The 22713-nt window shown below is 39.0% G+C and carries 17 protein-coding genes and 1 rRNA gene; 9 read left to right on the top strand and 9 right to left on the bottom strand.

Annotated elements, in window-relative coordinates; genetic code table 11:
• Both FCI53_RS18815 and FCI53_RS22090 read right to left on the bottom strand, forming a co-directional pair.
• A 16S ribosomal RNA gene (locus FCI53_RS18815) occupies nt 1–359 on the bottom strand; the annotation flags it as partial.
• 1164 nt (nt 360–1523) lie between these two features.
• Nucleotides 1524–1655 carry a hypothetical protein gene (locus tag FCI53_RS22090; RefSeq protein ID WP_281279566.1) on the bottom strand — a complete coding sequence of 44 codons (132 nt, stop codon included), beginning with the start codon at nt 1653–1655 and terminating at the stop codon, nt 1524–1526.
• Nucleotides 1656–2090: 435 nt separating this feature from the next.
• Between FCI53_RS22090 and FCI53_RS18820 the strand changes: the two genes are divergently transcribed.
• Nucleotides 2091–2600 carry a CarD family transcriptional regulator gene (locus tag FCI53_RS18820; RefSeq protein WP_138420544.1) on the top strand — a complete coding sequence of 170 codons (510 nt, stop codon included), beginning with the start codon at nt 2091–2093 and terminating at the stop codon, nt 2598–2600.
• Between the two features lie 117 nt (nt 2601–2717).
• Here the strand turns inward: FCI53_RS18820 and FCI53_RS18825 are convergent, their stop codons facing one another.
• A complete protein-coding gene (locus FCI53_RS18825) occupies nt 2718–3155 on the bottom strand; it encodes a MarR family winged helix-turn-helix transcriptional regulator (RefSeq protein WP_138420577.1) in 438 nt (145 codons plus the stop codon).
• 635 nt (nt 3156–3790) lie between these two features.
• On the opposite strand from FCI53_RS18825, the gene FCI53_RS18830 reads away from it, so the two are divergent.
• Both FCI53_RS18830 and FCI53_RS18835 read left to right on the top strand, forming a co-directional pair.
• Nucleotides 3791–4444, top strand: coding sequence for a cysteine hydrolase family protein (locus FCI53_RS18830; RefSeq protein WP_138420545.1), 654 nt, complete (start codon nt 3791–3793; stop codon nt 4442–4444).
• 18 nt (nt 4445–4462) lie between these two features.
• A complete protein-coding gene (locus FCI53_RS18835) occupies nt 4463–5389 on the top strand; it encodes a glycine betaine ABC transporter substrate-binding protein (RefSeq protein WP_138420546.1) in 927 nt (308 codons plus the stop codon).
• 125 nt (nt 5390–5514) lie between these two features.
• Here FCI53_RS18835 and FCI53_RS18840 read toward each other — a convergent pair whose 3' ends face one another.
• Nucleotides 5515–6009 carry a GNAT family N-acetyltransferase gene (locus FCI53_RS18840; RefSeq protein WP_171038243.1) on the bottom strand — a complete coding sequence of 165 codons (495 nt, stop codon included), beginning with the start codon at nt 6007–6009 and terminating at the stop codon, nt 5515–5517.
• An 877-nt stretch (nt 6010–6886) separates the two neighbouring features.
• Between FCI53_RS18840 and FCI53_RS18845 the strand changes: the two genes are divergently transcribed.
• Together FCI53_RS18845 and FCI53_RS18850 are read left to right on the top strand one after the other, a co-directional pair.
• Nucleotides 6887–8272, top strand: coding sequence for a sodium:solute symporter family protein (locus FCI53_RS18845; RefSeq protein ID WP_138420547.1), 1386 nt, complete (start codon nt 6887–6889; stop codon nt 8270–8272).
• 93 nt (nt 8273–8365) lie between these two features.
• Nucleotides 8366–9466 carry a M24 family metallopeptidase gene (locus tag FCI53_RS18850; RefSeq protein WP_138420548.1) on the top strand — a complete coding sequence of 367 codons (1101 nt, stop codon included), beginning with the start codon at nt 8366–8368 and terminating at the stop codon, nt 9464–9466.
• A 667-nt stretch (nt 9467–10133) separates the two neighbouring features.
• Here the strand turns inward: FCI53_RS18850 and xylE are convergent.
• From xylE to FCI53_RS18875, 5 genes are all read right to left on the bottom strand, one after another.
• Nucleotides 10134–11558 (bottom strand): D-xylose transporter XylE, encoded by a 1425-nt coding sequence (xylE, locus tag FCI53_RS18855; RefSeq protein ID WP_138420549.1) that lies wholly within the window; start codon nt 11556–11558, stop codon nt 10134–10136.
• Between the two features lie 579 nt (nt 11559–12137).
• Nucleotides 12138–13703 carry a response regulator gene (locus FCI53_RS18860; protein WP_138420550.1) on the bottom strand — a complete coding sequence of 522 codons (1566 nt, stop codon included), beginning with the start codon at nt 13701–13703 and terminating at the stop codon, nt 12138–12140.
• Nucleotides 13704–15143, bottom strand: a complete 1440-nt coding sequence (locus FCI53_RS18865) for a sensor histidine kinase (RefSeq protein WP_138420551.1) — start codon at nt 15141–15143, stop codon at nt 13704–13706. It abuts the gene before it with no gap.
• Nucleotides 15140–16141 carry a sugar-binding protein gene (locus FCI53_RS18870; RefSeq protein ID WP_138420552.1) on the bottom strand — a complete coding sequence of 334 codons (1002 nt, stop codon included), beginning with the start codon at nt 16139–16141 and terminating at the stop codon, nt 15140–15142. The genes FCI53_RS18865 and FCI53_RS18870 overlap by 4 nt, the downstream gene beginning before the upstream one ends.
• A gap of 493 nt (nt 16142–16634) precedes the next feature.
• A complete protein-coding gene (locus tag FCI53_RS18875; RefSeq protein WP_138420553.1) occupies nt 16635–18326 on the bottom strand; it encodes a DUF2207 domain-containing protein in 1692 nt (563 codons plus the stop codon).
• Between the two features lie 297 nt (nt 18327–18623).
• Between FCI53_RS18875 and FCI53_RS18880 the strand changes: the two genes are divergently transcribed.
• From FCI53_RS18880 to betB, 4 genes are read left to right on the top strand one after another with little or no spacing between them, the layout of a single operon-like run.
• Nucleotides 18624–19679 carry an amidohydrolase family protein gene (locus tag FCI53_RS18880; protein ID WP_138420554.1) on the top strand — a complete coding sequence of 352 codons (1056 nt, stop codon included), beginning with the start codon at nt 18624–18626 and terminating at the stop codon, nt 19677–19679.
• 18 nt (nt 19680–19697) lie between these two features.
• Nucleotides 19698–20057 (top strand): Rieske (2Fe-2S) protein, encoded by a 360-nt coding sequence (locus tag FCI53_RS18885; protein ID WP_138420555.1) that lies wholly within the window; start codon nt 19698–19700, stop codon nt 20055–20057.
• Between the two features lie 21 nt (nt 20058–20078).
• On the top strand, nt 20079–21077 hold the full coding sequence (locus tag FCI53_RS18890; protein WP_138420556.1) for an NAD(P)/FAD-dependent oxidoreductase: 999 nt from the start codon (nt 20079–20081) through the stop codon (nt 21075–21077).
• A 48-nt stretch (nt 21078–21125) separates the two neighbouring features.
• The gene (gene betB, locus FCI53_RS18895; RefSeq protein ID WP_138420557.1) at nt 21126–22595 is read left to right on the top strand and encodes a betaine-aldehyde dehydrogenase; all 1470 of its coding nucleotides are present in this window, start codon (nt 21126–21128) and stop codon (nt 22593–22595) included.
• The last annotated feature ends 118 nt before the right edge of the window (nt 22596–22713 follow it).

The raw sequence follows: 22713 nt of genomic DNA on the forward strand, positions 1-22713 counted from the left end.
GTCTGGGCCGTGTCTCAGTCCCAGTGTGGCCGATCACCCTCTCAGGTCGGCTACGCATCGTTGCCTTGGTAGGCCATTACCCTACCAACTAGCTAATGCGCCGCGGGCCCATCTGTAAGTGATAGCAAAAGCCATCTTTCAACTTTCATTCATGCGAATAAAAGTATTATCTAGTATTAGCTCACGTTTCCGCGAGTTATCCCAATCTTACAGGCAGGTTGCCCACGTGTTACTCACCCGTCCGCCGCTCGTTCCACAAAAATCCCCCCGAAGGGATCTTTTTGCTTCCCGCGCTCGACTTGCATGTATTAGGCACGCCGCCAGCGTTCGTCCTGAGCCAAGATCAAACTCTCCATAAAGTAATGAGCTTGCTTGCTCGTTTCAAAAACTAGCTTTAAAAATTGATTCAGGGTAGTCTGTTTCAAATAATTGAAACGTCTTACCTGATCTGTTTCATACTGGTTGTTTTGTTCAGTTTTCAAAGATCAAATCGGCGTCGTTTTTTTGACGACTAAAGAAGTATATCACATTGTTGTTAAATTGTCAACAACTTTTTGATTCAATATTTGTTTTGTTCTTGTCGTTTAAAGCGACTCTAATAATATACCATACTACAAAACTTAAAGTCAACAATTTTTTGAAGTTGTTTCGCTGTGTTCGTCTCTCTTGATGAGAGATTTATAATATACCATGATTCATAAACTTAATCAATGAAATATAGCTTACCATTTTTTACCAATTAGAACTGACGGGACGAGCACAAAGAAACTAACAGCAAATTCCCTTTATATCTATTGTAATAGATCGATAGTTACCTAGTTTCCTCTTATTTAATTACCATCTCATCCACCCCATTAGAAGATATCACTTAAAATCTATCCAAAATTATCTAGCTGACACTAAAAAGGACACCCCCCCTATTCAGCAACAGTTATAATTTAATGGAACAAAACCAAAACTTTTTTCATATATAGTCGGACTTATTAGTCGATCTGTCTTCAACTATCACACATACTAATGAACCATTTTTCACAAACATCACTTGTCTCTAACTTTTCGCTCATCCTCCACCTTAACTTTGCTCATTTTATCTCTTGCTGCTTTAAAAACACATTAAAAATACTGATAACCAACGACAATAATGGCGAACATGTCAGCACTGGTAAATATAATGTCACCACTACAGTAATTATAAGCGAACTAAACGATCTAGAGGCTGACAATTTGGATGCTAACTCAACTTTAACAGTACCCGAACAAAACTCAGAAGACAGCGAAGAGGCAAAAAATTAAAGAAAACACTGCATTTCGTGATATAAAGTGAAACTTCACTCTGTGGGAGTTTTTGTTCTTCCCCCCCACTGGTTAGTTGAAACAATTTGGGTGTTAGCGTCCGTTTTCTCACACATAAACATTGCCGTGTCATATCATGTTTTGAAGCGGGAGTCTTACGGACGGCTGCACCAGGATGAAAGCAGAAAAATCTATTAATGAACAGGTGAAGAAAGAGTATTCGAAGCCTCTTATACTATGGCGTAAAAATCGAAACTGAAGTAGAAAGTTGATACTACTGCATCTGCATGGTCGCCATTCACCATCAACCTACCAGCTACAAATGGAGAACCAATCACAATACTTATATGAATTAAGTGCAAAAGATAGCTCCAAGACAAAGGTTGTAGCATTGGAATTGGTGAAAATAGGTGAACGGAGCTAATTACTTAAAGCTTTTCTCCTTATACAACGGCAAACGAAATAATATACCAACCGCTGTCAATTGGTATGCTATTTGCTTGGTCAGGACATGGGGACAGGTTGAGGCCACTGAAAAAGTCTACTCAAAGGAAAAAAGGAGGTAACCTCTTACTATATATAGGTGGTCATCTTCTTTTAAACTCCTGTATGTTGATTAAGTTCATGGTGTTTTTTCGAAAAAGACAGTTCTTCAGTGGCCTCGGACAGGTTTGTTGTCCCACTCTAACTTGGGACAAGTGCCCTGTCCCCATGTCCCACCAAAGTCAACTTTGTTGACATTATTTTGAATTTAGACTATTATAAAAATAGTGACAATAACTTTTGGGAGTGAGCAAATGTTTACTATTGGGGATTTGGTTATCTATTCATCGCACGGCATTTGCAAGATTGATGATATTTGTGACAAAACTATTTTTGGAACGACAAAAAAGTATTATGTCTTACACCCAATGGAGGATGATCATCAATTAACAATTAGTACTCCTGTTAATAATGACAAAGTAATGATGCTAGAACTTATCGATAGAGAAGAGGCACAGCAGATCCTTGATTCTTTTCATCATCCAGGTGTCGAGTGGAATACGAATCACCATGAGCGTTTCCAGCAGTATTCTACTATTATTAAAACAGGGGATCGAAAAGAGATTGCAAAAGTAATCAATACATTAATACGGAAGAAAATAGAAGCGGAGCGTAACGAACGAAAATTCTATGAACGAGAAAGTGGTATGTTGAAGGAAACGAAACAGATTCTATTTGAAGAATTAGCCATTTCCTTAGACACGACATTTGAAAAAATCAATGAAATGGTTTTACGTTCACTAAAAGAAGCTGAATTAGTCTAATAAAAGACCTTACTGAATATTACAATCAGTAAGGCCTTTTTGTGTTCCTCCTATTAGTAATAGAAACTATATGTTTTAACGTTACCCGCATTTTTCTTCACATTCGTTACCATTCCCCTATTTAAGTCCCCAGTCCAATTTAAGAATATGTTTCAGAGTAAGCAATTGTTCTTCCCCTATATGCTCAGCAATTTTTTTCTCTATTGTTGCTTTTTGAACCTGATTTTTTTCATAACAGGATTCCCCTAATGCAGTTAAACGGATACATTTCTCTTTCTTATTGTTCTCTACATTCTGAACTTCAACCAGTCCTTTTGTCTCTAACTTCTTTATAAACTTATGGATTGCCTGCCGAGAAATATCTACATTTTTAGCCACATACGAAAACGTTGGTTGCTTTTTATAAATCCTAGCCATGATGTACCATTCAGAATTCGTTATATAAATCTCGCTCTCATCATTCCACGTTTTCTCAGAAATTCTTCGCAGTATATTGTGCCGCTCACTAATTAAATCTATCAAATCTAAACGCTCGAACTCAGTGTTTCGCTCCAAACGATTCACCCCTCTTCATCTTCGCTACCTAATATACCTCCCCTCCAACCAGATGTCAATTTAGTTGACATAACTGGGACATGGGGACAGGTTTGTTGTCCCACTTTCGTCACCTTTCGCTAAGCCTTGTCACCTCTACATTTTCTAACACATTACTGGGACAAGGTCCCTGTCCCCTTGTCCCAAAAGGTTGACTTTTCCGGGTATATAGTTTAATGTATTTAATGTGTTCAATTTTAATTAAACAAATTAAACAAAAGAATTGATCAGATGTTGGTAATGTCTATAAACTACAATCAATTGAGCAATCTATCGTTATGGATGGCGTTACTCCTTCTGTTGGTCGGGATTATGCTAAACAAGATTTTTTACGCAATTTCATCACATTTATCATTAAAAAGTTAAACATGAACACTATCACATCACCAAGCGCTCTGAACAGGCAGAACCTATTTTAGAAGATATAACATGTCACACAACCGATCAACATCCAACAGAAGTAGCCATGAAAAAGCTTGCTCTTATAAAAGATTCCGACCAAAATTTTAATTGGGCACTCAATCATTCGTGTGAAATGGAATCTAGGAAAATGGTTGACTATTACCTAAAACACCTAAAGAAAAGGAGACATAGCAATGGACAAACAAAATACGGCATTGGTGCTCATTGATCTTCAAAAGGAAAGTAATTTTGGACTTGAGATGAAACAGGTCGAGTCAAATGCGAAAACACTCATTAACGGATTCAGAGAACAAAACATGCCTATTATTTACACGCGACAAATCAATCGTGCGGATCGTGTTGGCCTATCATTAGGCGAACCGTTAAATGACGATGGCACCCCATACTACTATAATGATGCCAACGGTAGCATCGAAATTTTAGACAGCATTAAACCTCAAGAAGGGGACGTCGTCATTGATAAATATCGTTGGAGTGCTTTTCATGAAACAAGTCTAGACCTCACACTAAGAAGTTTGAATGTAAAAAATGTTGTCATTGGTGGGGTTGTGACAGATGGTTGCCTGTTAACTTCTGTTTTTGATGCTTATTTCAGAGATTACAATATTCACCTTGTCAAAGATATATGTGGAGCTTCTAACGAAGGATCTCATATGGCATCCCTTATGATGATGGCAAACTGGATTTATAACATAAAAATGTATGATACAACGAATATCCTCCAACGCATTAATGGAAAAGACTACCATGCATGGGAACCAGAACAAGTAGATTCCTTACAATTCACTCCAGAAAATATGCGTGAGGTATTTAAAAAAATAAACTAAGAGAGGGAGAAATCTAACATGAAAAAGTTTTTATTATTATTTATTAGCGCAGCACTACTAGCCCTTGTTGCTTGTGGCAATGGCGAAGAGAAAAATAATGATGCAACAGCAAATGAAACTGAAGATGCAACAAACGAAACGACTAATGAAGAAGCTAACGAAGAAAAAGGAACCATTGTGTTTGGACAAACACCTTGGTCAAGTACGGCCCCTCCTACACAAATTGCAAAACAAATTTTAGAAGAACAAGGTTATGAAATCGAAGTTCAACACGTATCCCAACCAATTATTTGGGATGGCATGAGTAATCAAGAAATTGATTTCTTCATGGATGCATGGTTACCATATACTGAAGCACCAAGATGGGAAAAGTTCCAAGACGAGTTAGTAAAAGTTGCAACAAGTTATGAAAATGCTGAACTTGGATGGGCAGTACCATCCTATGTGGAAGAAGACACAATTGAAGAACTAAAAGCAAATGCAGACAAATACGATGGCGAAATCGTAACCATTTCGGAAGGTGCAGGAATTGTTGAGATTTCTACAGAAATGTTCGAAGGCGAAAACTTTGAAGAGAACGGCTTTAAATTAAGTCCTTCAAGTGAAGGTGCGATGATTTCCGTTGTACAAAGTAAAATTGACAATGAAGAGCCTGTTGTTTTCACACCGTGGAGACCACACTCTATCTTTGCACGTAACGACTTGAAATTCTTAGAAGGTCAGGATGAATACTTCCAAGCAGATAATGTGTATGTATTGTCCTATGACGGAATCGAAGAAGCACATCCAGAAGCATATGAAATTTTATCAAACTGGAGCATCTCAATCGCTGAGTTAGAAGCGATGATTCTTGAAAATGAAGAAAACGGTACATCCTTCGAAGATTTAGCAACAGAATGGATCGAAGACAACCGCGACAAAGTCGATCAAATGCTAGGAAAATAATAAATTACAAAGAAGCAGAGGACTCCCCCTCTGCTTCTTTTTTTGCGGGACACGGGTGGGACACGGGGACAGGTTTGTTGTCCCAGCGCGGGACAACAAACCTGTCCCTCTGTCCCAAAATATTCTTATATCTCTTTATTCATCTTCACCATATTATACCAACATACTCCCCCATGCTCGGATTCAGAAATACCATGATTAGCAAAACCTAATTTTTCATAAAATGGGATAAGATCTTGTTTACATGTTAGTGTTATACCTTGTCGTTCATTTTCCCTCACAAGTTTTTCTAGCCTGTCCATTAATATTCTAGCAATCCCTTGATTTCTTGCTTGTTTGGATACTACTAATCCTAAAACACTCTGAAATCCACCTTTACTCGGATTGGTCTCGATCTGCTCAAAAAGATCATCTGTTATATATGGATTAGGAATGATTGGACCATTTACATAACCTATTACTTCCCCTTGTTGTTCTGCCACAATAAATGTATCAGGGATCATCTTCATTCTTTCCATAAGTGCTTGTTTAGTGGCAACTTCTTGTTTCGAAAAGCCCTCATTCTCTATTTTACAAATTTTTTCTAAATCTGTTTGCTGCACATTTCTCAAATAGATCAATTAAGTCCCTCCTTTGTCCCGGTTAATTGTCCGTAAGACTCCCGCTTCAAAACTTCAAACGAGAGAAGATTTTAAAGCGGCAGTTAACTTTCGCTTTCACTCCGTTTAAGAGCCTGCGTGTCTCCACTTGTGGTATTAATACTGGCGTAGGAAGAGCCCCCACTGAGTGATGTTTCACTTAATCCACATAACATTACGCTATTGCTCATTAAACTCTCACATTATTTGCAAACTTCCTTACCTGCAAACAAGAGACCCGAGCAATCATTTATCGGCAATCCTTCCTTTAACATTTCCTCGGCAATATTGCTGTTTCTTTTCACTATAATCTCCATAGTTCGGAAAATTCCTAATGAATTTTTCATTCTTTAAATCATTAAATTACCCGCAGCAATCCATTCATTGTGCTCCTGTTCCATAACGATTGAACACCTTTCATCATTGTACTGTGAAGAGGTTACAATAAAGTATCTAATCGTTACCTGTCACCAACCCGAATGATGTTCAACATCTATTATACAATTAAATTACGGTGCAAGCCACGGGACAGAGGGACAGGTTTGTTGTCCCATCCATACGTGGGACAACAAACCTGTCCCCGTGTCCCATAATTTTGTCGTATTTTGACGAACAAGTGGACAGGATTCGGTTCAGGTTAAAATACGATTCTATAGAGGCATAAACGCTTGTATAGGCTGTTTGATTCGTTTTTTGGCTCGTGTTACTCTTGTGAAGTTCGTATTTTAAAGACTATTTACCTACTAGCTTATTTCGTTACGATATGCTATACATAGGCTCTTTTTTTAATCTTTATAAGCAATATGTTCGATAGAAATAAACTAGTAAAAATTATCACACAACAGGAGTGACTAAAAGAATGGAATTACAATCAAATCCCCAATTACTTTGGTTTATTGGGTTCTATGCCGTACTTATGGTCGGCATTGGCATTTACATGTCAAAGAAAGTATCAAACAGTACAGATTTTATCTTAGCTGGTAAAAGCTTAGGACCAATCGTCTTAATGGGTACATTACTAGCTACATGGACAGGTAGTGGAAGTATTTCCGGTGGAGAAACATCGGTCTCTTATAGTTTTGGTATTATTCCTTCATTAATGTTAATGATCCCAACCATTATTGGTATTTTTATCCTTTATACGATTGCCCCTAAGATTCGGGCTTTTGGAAAATACACCATCTCAGGCATACTTGAAGCAAAATACGGTCCATTTGCCAGAAATCTAGCAAGTATCATTGTAATCTTAGCGTACGTCGGAATTGTGTCCTATCAAATGACAGGTCTTGGATTTATCTTAAATCTAACAACAGGCATGAGTGTTGAACTCGGTACAATTATTGCCGCTGTCTTAATCATCTTCCTAGCAATGATCGGTGGATTACGTTCAGTTTCTCAAACCGATGCTATTAGCGGTTTCTTAATGGTGGGTGGTCTGATAATTACGGTACCTATCATTATCTCTGTTGCAGGTGGCTGGGATACAATTGTAGCAAATGTACCAGAATCTCATATGACAGCAACTGGTGGCTTAACAACGATTCAATTACTAGGATACCTATTACCTTCTTTATTCCTATTATTAAGTGACCAAAACATGTATCAGCGTTTGGCCGCATCCAATGGGGACAAGTCATCGAAACGGGCAGCACTCAGTTGGTTAGGAATCATGCTACTTATTTCTCCAGCGATCTCGATTATTGCGTTTGCCTCTCGTTCGCTTTTCCCTGATATTGACCCTGGAATGGCGTTAATGGCAACAACAACAGCATTACCACTTGGTGTTGGCGGTATTTTACTTGCTGCGGCTGCAGCTTTCATTATTACAACAGGAAATTCCTATTTACTTTCCGCAGCGACAAATATGACGTATGATATATATGGAAAGTATATTAATCGAGACCCATCCGACAAGCAACAATTAGTCATGACGAAAGTGTTCATCGTCGGACTGGGTATCTTTTCATATCTATTAATCAGCTATTTCCCAACCGTATTAGAAGTACAAATGTATTCATACACGGTTTATGGTGCGGGCATTACGCCGGCGATTTTAGCGGTATTTTTCTGGAAACGCGTAACCGCAATCGGTGGTATTGCATCCATGGTTGCTGGTGTTGTGACAACCTTAGGATGGGAACTGATACTGAACACACCATTTGACTTAAACAGTTCGGTTATTTCCGTTCCAACCGCGATTATCGTACTGATCGTTGTATCATTAGCAACACAAAAGAAACAGTAAAATCAAGCTAATGAACGGTGAAGGATCCCAAGTTTTTCCCCTTCACCGTTTTTTATTACTAAAAAAAATCATGTTAAACGAGGAGTGTTAAGTATGAACAAACGTCTACAATCCTTAACCAATTGGTTAAACGAGGAAAATATTGAAGTTGCATTTATCAATTCAACGGAAAATGTATACTATCTATCAAATTTCTATACCGATCCACATGAACGATTAATGGGGGTGTTTGTTTTTAAACAAGCGCAACCATTATTTGTTCTACCTGCCATGGAAGTGAATCAACTAAAAAATGCTGGTTGGCAATACGAAATCATTGGCTATTCAGACCATGAAAATCCTTGGGACATGATTCAAACGTCGCTTGAATCAAGAAAACTAGCAAAAGCAAACGCTGTTGCCCTAGAAAAAGAAGTACTTTCCTTTAGCCGAACCGAATCTTTCCTTCAGTTCTTCCCTGAAGCAAACATTGTATCAGTGGAAGATAAGTTAAATCAGATGCGTGTAGTAAAAGAGGAAAATGAAATTGCCACCATCAAACAAGCAACAGAAATGGCTGATTATGGGGTGCAAGTTGGAGTTAACGCCCTTCAAGAAGGAATCACCGAGATGGAAGTATTGGCTAAAATCGAATATGAACTGAAGAAAAAAGGGATTCGTGAAATGTCATTTTCTACGATGGTATTGTTTGGTGAAAAATCAGGTGACCCACACGGCAACCCCGGTGACCGCAAATTAAAAGCTGGTGACATGGTGTTATTCGATTTAGGCGTTGTCCTTGATGGGTATTGCTCAGACATTACTAGAACAGTAGCCTTTAAATCTGTATCAGATAAACAAAAAGAGATTTACAACACCGTACTAAAAGCAGAGCTTGCCGCATTAGAAGCCTGCAAACCTGGTGCCCGGATTGGAGATCTTGACACGGTTGCAAGAAATGTCATTACAGAAGCTGGATATGGCGAGTACTTCCCACACCGCATTGGACATGGGATGGGAATTAATGTGCATGAGTTCCCTTCAATGAGTCATTTAAACGACGGCATCTTAAAAGAAGGCATGGTCTTTACGATCGAACCAGGAATCTATCTACCCGGAATTGGTGGCGTCCGAATTGAAGACGACGTGCTCATAACAAAAGACGGATTCGAAACACTCACCATATTCCCAAAAGAACTACAGATTATTGATTAAGTGGGACAAGGTTGCTGTCCAAGGCCATTGAAAAAAATCAATTAAAAAGTTCCGAAAACTATATTTAAATAAAAAGTATAAAAAGCGATCCGTAATATTTGGTAGAAAAGAATTCCGACAAACCAATCACTAAACATAGAAGGTATTTTGATACTTAGTGAATAAGCAAATCAACTAAGCACCTTTGCTATACAATAAATCCCAAATAGTCATCTATTTAATACTTCAAGACGTAGCAGATTTCACTTTTACCAATGAACCTCTAGAGATCTTACTGTAATTATCTTGAAGGGCAAAAGATGTCCGTTCTATTGTAGATGAAGACGGCAAGCTTGGACATAAATGGAAAACTTCTCATTTCTTTAGTTATGAGCTTGCAAAGATGGAAAATGGTATAAAGATTACTTTAAGAAGAAGTTACCGTTTAACAAGACAAATTGTCTGCCGAAGGTGCCACAAAGTACATAAGATGGGGACATGGAAGGAAAGTTTAGTATTCTTACCTAGGGGAGAATCTGTCGGAGTTTGCCGCCAACTTCCTTCAGACTTGAAGTTCCCCCTTCAAGTCCTTGTCTTGAGCTACAGCTACTACTGCCTTCACTGTTCGGGACTTTCACCCTTTGCATGCACCCATGCTTGGCTCACCAAAAAAGGGGAACAGGTCCCCCTAGCTTGCTTTACTCTTTTGTGTTGTCGTGTTTTGTTGTGATTTAACTAATATAGTTTCTAATTCTTCTAATGATTTTCCTTTTGTTTCAGGAACGAATTTCCAAATGAAGATTGCGGATAATAGACTCATTAATCCATAGAATGAGTACGTTAGTCCTCCACTAAATTCCATCATTGCTGGATAGGTGGAAGAGATGAAGTAGTTTGCTGCCCATTGTGCTGCAACTGCTATTGCCACCGCTTGTCCTCTAATTTTGTTAGGGAAAATTTCAGCAATAAGCACCCAAACTACTGGTCCCCAAGACATCATAAATGAAGCTGTATAGATGATAATAAATACCAATGTACCGATGCCAATTGCGTTTGAAAAGGCCATGCCAGCTACCCCAAACATACCAATTGTCATACCTATAGAACCAATAATTAACAGTGGTTTACGTCCAAATTTATCAACCGTTAAAATTGCGATTAAAGTGAAAATTACATTCACTAAACCCATGATAATAGTTTGGAACATGGAAGCATCTCTTCCCGCCCCCATACTTTCAAAAATTCTCGGCGCATAGTAAAGGGCCACATTAATCCCAACAAATTGTTGGAATACCGATAATAAAACACCAATCACAATGATTGCCTTACCAAATGCAAACAGTTTTGCTTTTGTTTGAGCGGTATCAAAAGATGATTTGATTTCAAACATGGTCGCTTTTGCCATTGTTTTCTCATACACTCGATTAAGCACTGACATCGCTTTGTCGTCTTTATGTTTCGAGATAAGATAACGTGGTGTTTCTGGTACTGTAAATAATAGAACAAGAAATAATAGTGCTGGTACCGCTTCCGAAAAGAACATATAGCGCCAACCGATATCGTTTACCCATTCAACAGGTTGACCTTTTGCAATCCCCCAATTGATGAAATAAACAACAAGCATACCAAAAATAATTGCAAATTGGTTTAAGGAGACTAAAGTTCCTCTTATTTTTGGAGGTGCCATTTCCCCGATATACATAGGTGCTACAGCCGATGCAATCCCAACACCAATACCTCCAATAATACGATAAATATTAAAGGTAATTAATAACGCCATGGTTGGCTCACCTTTCGTAAAGAATAAAAATTCAGGATAGCCTGAACCTAAAGCGGAAACTAAAAATAACATCGCTGCTATTACAAGAGAATATTTTCTCCCTACATTTGATGCTAAGTAACCGGATACAAAACCACCTATAATACATCCGATCAAAGCACTGGAAACCGTAATACCATGAACAAGGGAGCTAAGTTCTAGATTATCTGTAAAATACGCCTGAAGCGCTCCTTCTGCTCCAGAGATAACTGCTGTATCATAGCCGAATAATAACCCCCCTAATGTTGCTACCAGTGTGATTAGTACAATATAAGAATAACTATTTTTCTTCATATTTCGTTAAGAAAGAGACCGTTCTCTTTCCCTCCTCCTCTCTTCACTTGGAATTTCCTCACTTTTTGGTACCCCTTACAATACTTTTAATAGTACCGCAGTTTATGAAACCCTTCGAACCGTTACTGCAGTATCTGAAACTTTATGAAGCGTTTTCTTTTTCTGTTGCGATCACCAGCAACTAATAACAAAATACCATGAATCCGCTTTCTTGTTAGCACTTTCATCTTTACTTTCTTGTTAATTTCTAGACTATTTTGTCATCTATGCTAATTATTCATGCCAAAACTATCCTTAGTAATCTCGATCAGCTTTTACGATTCCCTCAGTTACATGCTGTATAAAATTTAAGTCATGATCTTCGTCTTAAAGCTTTGTCACATTTTAACAAAAAAACAACGACCTCTAGATCGTTGTTTTACTATAAGAGGTGTTTAAAAAGCCGATAAAATTGACACGGTGAATTTCTTCGTTAGCTTGCTTTTCCTGCGTTCACGTATTAACTCCATACGTTCCGCTCCTCAAAGCTGAGCTGCCTTGAACTTCTTGCCCCTTTTTATCTTCCTTTTTGAACACACACTATAAATACTTTTTTCTATATTCACTAGGACTCGTACCTGTTTCTTTTTTAAATACCCTACTAAAATAATTTGGATCTTTATATCCTATACTCAGTGCTATTTCTTTCAATGGAACCGTTTGATCTAATAGAAGTTCTTTTGCTTTTTGTAGTCGTTTAGCCGTCAAATATTCAATGAACGTCACTTGATACTTGTCTTTAAAAAGCTTGCTTAAATAATAGGAACTAATCCCTAACCAATCAGCTACTTCTTCAAGAGAGATCGACTTATCATAATAATTATCCAAGTACTCCCTTGCTTGCCCAAAGTAGGCATCCCCACCGCGGGAGCGCCAATCTCCTAATCGCTCAATAATCATTTGTAGGTGCGCTTTAGCTGCTTGTTTATATTGCATGATAGTTTCAAAATGTCCAAGACTTGTTTCCACATCCGCTTCAAATCCCATTTCTTTAATCGAGCGATTTATCACAATAAAGAAATTTTCCATGGCCTTTTGGATCAACCTTACCTGATAGTCAGATGCCCGTTCAATCAACTGAAAGTATGTCTCAAACAATTGCAACCCTGTTTGCATATCAGCTTTTTTGACAGCATCGATTAACTGTTTTTCTACCTCTAAAGGAATAAGCTTATTACGCTTTTGTTTTACACGATCACTATACACCATATAGGAAGCACTTGGGTGATTATACACGAATTCGAGTGCTGCCATTGCCTCTTTATACGAGTCAGAAAATTTGTCACCATCTGTGGTAAGTCTCCCAATTCCAGCATACAAGCGACAATCATCTAACTGGTGTTGAACATGATGAATAACCGTACGTGCAAACTCCTCCGTTCTTTTATCATCCGCCACGTCTTTATCCGTAAATAGCATCAGTACAGGCACTTGAAAACCTGTTAACGGGCCAACAAGACTAGAAGGATAGTGATCATGTAGGGTTTGTTTTAATAATTTGTACCATTGACTTTTTTCTTCTCGGCTTGGTTGGATAAGGTCGGACTCAAATGAAAAAACTGCCACAAACCCTTGTTTCTCTTCTAGGTCCACCCATTCCTGCCAGTCTTTTTCGGTAAATTCATGAACATGATCCATAATGAACGAAACGATATATTCCATTTCCACAAAGGAACTGACACTTTTCAATCGCTGTTTGACCTTCTTTTCTTCCATCCGTTTTTGTTCTTCGTTTTCAATTTCAGCGACCATTCGATCAAATGCTTTTAACAAGTCCGACACTTTACTTGGTTTCAGCAAGTACTCCTTAATTCCAAACTTCATCGCTCCACGAGCATATTCAAATGTATCATAAGCAGATACCATAATAAATTTTGTACCTGGGAGAACTGGGACAATTCGCTTAATTGCTTCCATTCCATCTACTTCTGGCATTTTTATGTCCATAAAGATTAAATCAGGTTTATGTAAAAGAGCTAATTCTATTGCTTGTTCGCCATTGCTAGCCTCCGCAACAATTTCAAAGTTTGAACGTTTTTTTCGAAGCATCATCCCTAGCCCTTCTCTTTCAATGGCTTCATCGTCAACAAGCATCACCCTAATCATCTATATCCCCCCATTCTTTGTTGTTTTATTTATTTGAATACTGACCGTTGTTCCCTTCCCTAACTGAGAAGAGATCGTTACTTTACTACCTTTATCAAATAATTGAAGACGATTTATTACATTTTTCATTCCAATTCCAGTAGAGTGTCCGGTACTTTGTTTAACTGTAAACACGTCACCTTCCTCCGTTGTATCCAGCAATCGGTCGATTGTTTGTTGATCCATTCCTTTCCCATTATCTTTCACATCAATACGAACCATTTCATTTTCCTCATAAATCATTATTTCAATTTCAGCATCTTCTGCCATATCTTCAATCCCGTGTATAAAGGCATTTTCCACGATCGGTTGAAGTGTTAAACAAGGAATTGGAACCGTTAAACAAGCAGGATCAACATTTGAGATAAACTTCACACGCTCGGCGAAACGAGTTTTTTGGATGAAAAAATACTCTTTAACAATTTCCACTTCATCTTTCAAGAGTGTTTCACGATCAAGACTACCAATATTGTATCGCAGCAAGGTAGAAATAGATGTAATTAAATCACTCGTTCGTTCTGCGCCTTCGATATAGGATGTCTTGGAAATAGTATTTAATGTATTGAACAGAAAATGCGGATTAATTTGATTTTGTAAACTCTTCAGTTCCATTTCTTTCACCAATTGCGCTAGTCTTGCTTTATCTTTCATTTCCGCAACTGATTTTCGAATACTTGTTTTCATTTGATTAAAGGTCTTTGTTAAAAACCATAGCTCGTCTTTCCTTGATACAACAACATCCTCCCCAGAATAAAATCCGGTAGAGATCTCTTCTGCAGATCGCGTTAACTGCTCTATCACTCGTGTAATGCCATTAGAAAACCATAGGGCAAACAAAATGCTGATAATAATAATTGAAATAATGATCGCAGACTCCATCTTGTTCATAGCACTTATTTTTTTCTCAATTAAATTGGAGACTGTGTGATAATTGGTTAACTCCTTATTCATAAAATCAAGCGTTTGGTCATGAATATAACTAGAGGTCTTATCTGCTTCGTTCACATAAGAAGAATACTGCTCTATATCTTGTTGCTTTACCCCTTCAACTATTTGGTCGGTCTGTTCAAGAAAACTACGTATCATATTGGAGATGTTTTTCTCAATCCCAAATCCATTTATATCTGCTTGAAATAATTGATGCAATTGGATGAGCTGATCTTTACTTTCTTGATAGACTGACAAATTTTCTCGTAATGGTTCGTGTGCATAAATTTGAACCGTTTCAAAGGTTTGATTCGTCACTTTTGTAATTTCATTTAATAAAAAGTAGTGTTCGAGATTCTCATCATAAAGTTCCTTAACCTGTTGACTACTTTGTTCATTAACAAAAAATAACAGGACAAATAAAAAAAGAATTGTCGTAAAATAAATAAGTAACTTCGTACGAATGCGAATCATAGTGAACCTTCCTTTTGACGCTTCCAATTAGATAGATCGCTCCGATGGATAATAGTTGGTTGTTTATAATAGACATCTTGCACGTATCTATCATGGATAATGTCTAGCATTAATTGCACACTTTGATAGCCCATTTCATAAGGTTGTTGTTCGACGATTGCATCAATGTCCGTATTTTCTAGTAATGCAATATTTTCATCAATCGCATCAAATGTAATCACATACATATCATTTTGTTTCTTCAATGATTTAGCTGCAGCTACTATCCCCATCCCATTATAGGAACTCGTTCCATAAAAGGCTGTAATGTTTTCATGTTCAAGTAACATTTTGTACGCTTTTTCCTCTGCTTCTACTCTAGTAATGTTCGATTCTTCTAAGGCGATGATTTCAATCCCTTCTGCGTGCTCGACCACTTCTTTAAATCCTTGCACACGTTGCTGGTGATGAGGATTATCTAAACTTCCAGTAACAATCCCAACCGTAGCCGCACCGTTTGTATCTTCTATCAGTGCTTCTCCGGCTAACTTTCCTGCAAGATAATTATCTGTTCCGATATAGGCATGACGAGAACTTTGCTTGGAATCGGTATCGATTGTGATCACTGGGATCCCTCGCTTTTCCGCTTGATTAATCATGTCCGTAAATTGCTCATTAAGCCCTTGTACGATAATACCATCTACATTTGATTGTATTGCCATGTCAACAAGTTTTAATTGTTCTTCGAGGTTCGACCGCTTCGGACCAACATACTCAACAAAAACGTTATGCTCTGATTCCGCTTTTTCTGCCCCTTGACCAACTAAACGCCAATAGTCATGATTCATTTCCTGCCCAACCAACGTAACATGATACTTTGATTGGGACTCATCAGGCAAAACAGCATCCTCCACTTGACTATCAAAGAACTGTACTTGTTTATAAAAATAGACAGAAAAACTAACTGCCACGATAAAGACCGATAATAAAATAACATAAACAACTGATGCACGCCTCATAATTTCCTCCTAGCCTAGCGGGACAAGGTACCTGTCCCCTTGTCCCACCAAAAAAACCCCCAATATTTAGGGGGGACAGAGGGACAGGTTTCTCGTCCCAGTCAAGTTTTTGTTTTTTAAGAATGTCTTCCATATACGCTCGTAATTCTTCGTTTATATCTTCACGTTTTAGCGCAAAATCGGTGGTTGCTTTGACAAAGCCGAGTTTGTTGCTAATATCATATCGATCGCCACTATATTCATAGGCCGTGACTGATTATTCGTCCCTTTTCCCGGCGCAAGTTATGTAATAGCTTAAAAATCTCTTGTTGTAAAATGTATCTTCAATTGTACCACTCTTTTTCGGCCCGAAAACAGATTACTCAACCATCGGCACTGACAATCTCAAGCAATACGTTAAGCTAGTCCTAACGCTTATAGTATCATCAAATGAAGCATTGTCAATCCAAATTACTGGAAATAAAAAAGAAGAGGGACAGGTCCCGTGTCCCCGTTAAAATGCGCCTGAACCTCCGCCTCCACCACCAACACCTGCGCCTGTTCCGGCAGTAGAAGTTGAGCTTGATGCGGAAACTGTATGATTTGCCTCGTTAAATTGACTCGTTAACGTAGTAGATAGTAACATCAGCATTACCATATCGCTGGATGTCACGCTAGACGAAACAGCAGAAACGTTGGGGCTTTCTACTAACGTTTTGTTTTTCTCCATCATTTTCTTGTTATTCGTTCCGACCCCATATATGATTGCTTGCATCTGTTCATCGCTCATCCATTCATTCCAGTCTTGATTAGTGATTTGTTCATATTTGGTACTGAATGTTTCCCACTGTTTTTTAATACGTGTACCTTTGGTCGTCCTTGGAAAATAGAAAAGCGCAAATCCTAGTAAACCTATAAAGCCAAACAGTGATAAAAACATCCACATCCACAACTGATGTATACCAAATAATATAGCGAATACCAGTACACCAATACTGGATAGTCCTACTGTCCACCTGTATGCTGGTAATTTTTCATACAACTGTTGCTGGTCCATTTCTTGTTTCACAGCAGTTAGCCAGCTATGGTTATCTTTCGAATAGGTATTTTGATTTTCTTCCTCTTCCATATAAGCTTTTAGTTCGGAAGGAGAAAACAGACCATCTTTCCCAACTTTATAAAATAACCAGTTGATTAACATCGATTCATGTTCATGGTCCGTATGGTGATCTACCACCTTGAATTGATCCTCATTTTCACGCTTGACAAAACCTTTCCTGACTAGATCTAATAAGGATGCGGACAGCATTTCACCACCTTTGGAAATACCTCCCATGTAATACATAATTGCAGGCAGACTCATGTTCTCTTTTGGCAGAATACCATGCTGATTCGAGGTACGAGTCGCCTCCCATAACGCTTGGCGCTTTTTCCTGACAGCCATCATTATTAACGCAAGAACAGCAACAAATGAACCCACTACAACAAATGGGGCAAGTTTACCCAATAGATTTTGGCGATTAGAAAAAGCAGCTGCTTTTTCTTCTTGTTCTGTTTTATCTGCTAACATATCTTGTTGAATCGATTCATCAGTGCTCGGTAATCCATTTGCAAAAATACTGGCATCATACGCTACCCGAATATCTCCATTTTCGCCATCTTCTACTTGTCCCAATGCAAAATGAACAACTCCTCCATCTTGGATATCCACACGATCTTGCGCTTCATCGTAGCCAAGGGCAAGTACGTCATCGGTTATTTGCGGAGGATATACAAAAATATCCATGTTTTGATAAGGCGTTTCATTGCTACTATCAAAAAACGGCCAATAAAATTGCGCTAACTCTGTATCTGTCTCAACCGCATGTTGAATCGTATAGTCAAATGTGACGGTAACCGTTTCGTCATCACCGCTGCGGTATACTTTATATAATTCGTCATCCTGCTCCACTTCAAGCGACGTACCTTGTTCCGAAGCTCGAAAATTTTCAATCACAGTATTTCTCTTCGGTATCAGAGACCTAGTCACACCATTAAAGGCCCCATCGAATTGATAACGATGCTCCTCCGTTACTTGCACAGCACCATTCTCCTTTAAATGGGCATGAATTTCTGTCTTTTCTATTTCGAAATCAACCGCGAACACTTGCGACGGCATAAACAAAACAATAAAAGAGACCAATAAAATAACTAAATATTTTTTCACATAAACAAACTCCCTTCAACTAAATTATACGATCAACCATGACATAGGTTTCATTTTTCTAGTGGGACATGGGGACAGGGCACTTGTCCCACACAAACTGGGACAACAAACCTGTCCCCATGTCCCAGTTTGAAAATGTGTCACTGACGTTCACTGAGCTTCACTGGTCTTCACTGAGGTAGCTAATTGATACTCATTGCCACTCAGTAGGTTTGGAGGATGTATCGAGCTACTGCTACAATTTACATTATCTTTTGAAAAATCTTTTGAAAAATCAAGTAATTGGAGGAATGAACCTTGGCTAAGAACCAAATACGAATTGTTGATACGGATATTCATGAAACCGCACAATACAAAGATATACTAAAATACCTTGATGAACCTTTTAAACATTACATTCAAAACTGTGGTTGGATTCAAGAAAAACATATGCCTTACACCCAGCCTACTGTCGCAGGGGTGAATCGTGCAGATGCGATTGTTCCTGATGGGCGTCAGGCAGGATCTGACTTGTCCTTTATGCAAGAACAATTGCTAGACGATATCGGCCATGAGTACGGCATTTTAACAAGTGCCTTAGATCCTTCTCCTTCGTCCATGCATGGTTGGTACGAAATGGCGACAGCATTAGCATCTGCCTACAATGACTGGCAAATTGAAGAATGGTTAGAAAAAGATGACCGGTTATATGGATCCGTTCATATCGCAGCACAGGATCGTGATGCTGCAATAAAAGAGATTGAACGAGTTGGTTCCCATCCTAAGATGGTTCAGGTTTTACTTCCAATTGATGACATCTTATGGGGCGATCCTTTCTATCATCCAATTTTTGAAGCGGCGGAGAAACACAATTTGATGATTGGCATGCACCATAATGAGCCACCTGTTTATTACGGAAAATGGCCAAGATATTTCATTGAATGGCACACCTTAATTCCGACTGCACATATGAAACAAATTACCAACATGATTTTCAATGGTGTATTTGATAAGTTTCCCAACCTTGGATTAATGATGATTGAGGGTGGGTTTACTTGGGTTCCACACATCATGTGGAAAATGGACCAGCAATACCGCGACCTTCGCCATGAAGTTCCATGGTTGAAACGAAAGCCTAGTGATATTTTCAAACAACAAATTCGAGTGACCACTCAACCGGCAGAGGAATTAACCAAACAAGAGTTTAACTCTCTTATTGAACAAATGGGTACCGATGACATCTTATGCTTCTCTACCGATTACCCACATTGGGATTATGATTCGCCAACCCGTGCGTTACCGAATATGGATCCAGAACGGAAGAAGAAAATTTTTGCAGAGAACGCAAGAGCATTTTATCCAAAACTACCATAAACGATCGGAGGGCTAACGATGAAAGAACAAGTTGTTTGTAAAACAAATGATATTGAACCAGGTGATATGAAAGCAGCTAATTTTGGCAAGCAAAACGTCTTAGTATGCCGTACACTTGACGGTGAATTTTATGCTTTCCTTAATCAATGTACACACCAAGGTGCACCACTTGATAAAGGCATGATTTGCGGTGCAACGACTGATGATAGTCAACCAGGTGACTACCATTACTGCCGAAAAGGTGAAATTATTCGTTGCCCATGGCATGGTCGAGAATTTGATATTAAAAATGAAGGTCGAATGCTAGCCAATCCTGACAAAAGGCTACCTAGCTATAAAGTACGCGTAGAAAATGAAGAGGTTATTGTTTATAAATAAAAAACAAGAAGGTGATGAACGTTGAATACAGAAAACATCGTAGACTCGATTATAATTGGAGCTGGACCTACCGGGTTATTCGCTGCATTTTACGGAGGAATGCGCGACATGTCCGTCAAAGTTATTGATAGCTTGCCACAGGTCGGTGGTCAGCTAATGGCATTGTATCCGGAAAAATACATTTATGATGTGGCCGGTTTTCCAAAAGTGTTAGCAAAAGATTTAGTCCAGCAACTAGAAGAACAAGCGAAACAATTCGATCCTGAGATCTGTTTAGAAGAAAATGTACAATACGTCGAAAAAATCGAGGAGCAGTTGTTTAAAGTAACGACAACGAAAACCGTCCATTACGCCAAAACTGTCCTCATTACAAGTGGTGCCGGTGCTTTCCAACCCCGTCGCCTTAAACATGAGAAAGCAAGTAAGTACGAAGGAAACAACCTCCTCTACTCAATTACCGACCTACAAGCATTCAAAGGTAAAAACGTCTGCGTTGCAGGCGGAGGAGATTCCGCTGTCGATTGGGCATTGATGTTGGAAGGCGTTGCAAGTAAGGTAACACTTGTCCATCGTAGAGATCAATTCAGAGCACACGAACATAGTGTGCAGCAATTAGAACAATCAGCGGTTCAGATAAAAACACCAATGATCATCGACGATTTAATTGGGCAAGACGGGTTCATCGAACGGATAGTCATGAAAGAAAACAAAGGCGATCTAACAGAAACTTTAGATGTTGATGCTTTAATTGTAAACCATGGCTTCCTTTCCGATCTTGGCGCAATTAAAGAGTGGGGATTAGAACTTGATAAGAATTCGATCATTGTTAACGAAAAAACAGAAACAAACATTGCCGGTATTTTTGCCGCTGGTGATATCACGACCCACCCAGGAAAAGTTAAACTAATTGCCTCTGGATTTGGCGAAGCGCCAACCGCAATTAGTCAGGCGAAGCATTATATTGATCCAAACGCGAAAGTACAGCCACCACATAGTACGAGAGTGCTTAGTGGCGTATAAAAATGTACTAGAAATGAACCCTTTAACAGCAAAATAGGAGGAAAAACAATGCCATTAAAAAAGATGTTTATTGATGGACAATGGGTGGAGGCCACAAGTGGTCAAACACGTACCATCCTGAACCCATATAATCAAGAAACAATCGCAACCGCCGCAGAAGGAGATCAGACAGATGCCAAACAAGCAATAGCTGCTGCTAGGCGTGCATTTGATCAAGGAGATTGGCCGAACACACCGGCAACTGAACGGGCAAGCCATGTGCGAAAAATTGCCGAATTAATTGAACGAGATAAACAAGAACTAGCAGAATTAGAGTCATTAGACACAGGCAAAACCGTTGAAGAAAGTCTTGTTGATATGGATGATATCGCGGGCGTTTTCCATTATTATGCCGAAATTGGGGATAAAGATGGTGGCGAAATGATTGATTCCCCGATTCCTAATTCAGTCAGTAAAGTCGTCCGCGAGCCTGTAGGGGTTTGTGGCCAAATTACCCCTTGGAATTATCCATTACTACAAGCATCATGGAAACTTGCACCTGCACTCGTTACTGGAAACACTCTCGTTATGAAACCGAGTGAAATAACGCCGCTCACCACTGTCAAAGTGTTTGAATTGATCGAGGAAGCAGGATTTCCAGCTGGTGTCGCCAACCTTGTATTGGGCGCAGGCAATACTGTTGGTGCTGAACTTTCGAACAATACGGATGTTGATTTAATTTCATTCACTGGTGGGATTGAAACGGGAAAGAAAATCATGCAAGCAGCAAGTATTAATGTTAAAAAGCTTGCACTTGAGCTTGGTGGGAAAAACCCGAATGTTGTATTTGCTGATGCAGATTTCGAAACAGCAGTCGATCAAGCGATGAATGCGGTCTTCTTCCATGCTGGACAAATTTGTTCTGCTGGTACCAGACTTATAATAGAAGAAAGTATTCACGACAAATTTGTGGCAGCATTAACGGAACGGGTTCAAAATATTAAACTAGGAAGTGGATTCGAGGAAACCACCCAAATGGGGCCTCTTATCTCGGCAGAGCATTTAGCAAAAGTAGAACATTATGTAGAGACAGGTAAACAAGAAGGCGCAAAAGTAGTCGTTGGCGGTAAGCGCCCAGAAGCCCCAGAGCTTCAAAATGGATTCTTCTATTTACCTACTATTTTCACTGATTGCACCTCTGACATGAAGGTAGTTCAAGATGAAGGATTTGGTCCAGTTATAACAGTAGAAACTTTCCAAACAGAGGACGAAGCAATTAAACTAGCAAACGACTCCATATACGGACTTGCCGGCGGCGTTTGGACAAACGATATCGTGAAGGCAGAGCGCTGTGTAGCAAAAATGCGCATGGGAACAGTATGGATTAACGAATTCAACCTCTACTTCCCACACGCACCATGGGGTGGCTTCAAACAATCCGGAATCGGCCGCGAATTAGGCAAACCAGGATTAGAAGAATACACAGAAACAAAACACATCTTCCACAACCTAGACCCAAAACCAATCAACTGGTTCTAGTGGGACATGGGGACAGGGTAACTGTCCCAGAGGTGGGACAGAGGGACAGGTTTACTGTCCCACATACCCCCATCTATCTATTGCTTCTCTTTTCAAAACCTAGCAAAACATGACAAAG

The organism is Aquibacillus sediminis (assembly GCF_005870085.1).
Classification (GTDB): Bacteria; Bacillota; Bacilli; order Bacillales; family Amphibacillaceae; genus Aquibacillus_E; species Aquibacillus_E sediminis.

Bases quoted from the DNA above. Each gene is read 5' to 3' on its own strand.
- FCI53_RS18885 (WP_138420555.1), top strand. From the start codon at position 19,698: ATGAAAGAACAAGTTGTTTGTAAAACAAATGATATTGAACCAGGTGAT.
- betB (WP_138420557.1), top strand. From the start codon at position 21,126: ATGCCATTAAAAAAGATGTTTATTGATGGACAATGGGTGGAGGCCACA.
- xylE (WP_138420549.1), bottom strand. From the start codon at position 11,558: ATGAAGAAAAATAGTTATTCTTATATTGTACTAATCACACTGGTAGCA.
- FCI53_RS18830 (WP_138420545.1), top strand. From the start codon at position 3,791: ATGGACAAACAAAATACGGCATTGGTGCTCATTGATCTTCAAAAGGAA.
- FCI53_RS18850 (WP_138420548.1), top strand. From the start codon at position 8,366: ATGAACAAACGTCTACAATCCTTAACCAATTGGTTAAACGAGGAAAAT.
- FCI53_RS18860 (WP_138420550.1), bottom strand. From the start codon at position 13,703: ATGATTAGGGTGATGCTTGTTGACGATGAAGCCATTGAAAGAGAAGGG.
- FCI53_RS18865 (WP_138420551.1), bottom strand. From the start codon at position 15,143: ATGATTCGCATTCGTACGAAGTTACTTATTTATTTTACGACAATTCTT.
- FCI53_RS18820 (WP_138420544.1), top strand. From the start codon at position 2,091: ATGTTTACTATTGGGGATTTGGTTATCTATTCATCGCACGGCATTTGC.
- FCI53_RS18845 (WP_138420547.1), top strand. From the start codon at position 6,887: ATGGAATTACAATCAAATCCCCAATTACTTTGGTTTATTGGGTTCTAT.
- FCI53_RS18835 (WP_138420546.1), top strand. From the start codon at position 4,463: ATGAAAAAGTTTTTATTATTATTTATTAGCGCAGCACTACTAGCCCTT.
- FCI53_RS18870 (WP_138420552.1), bottom strand. From the start codon at position 16,141: ATGAGGCGTGCATCAGTTGTTTATGTTATTTTATTATCGGTCTTTATC.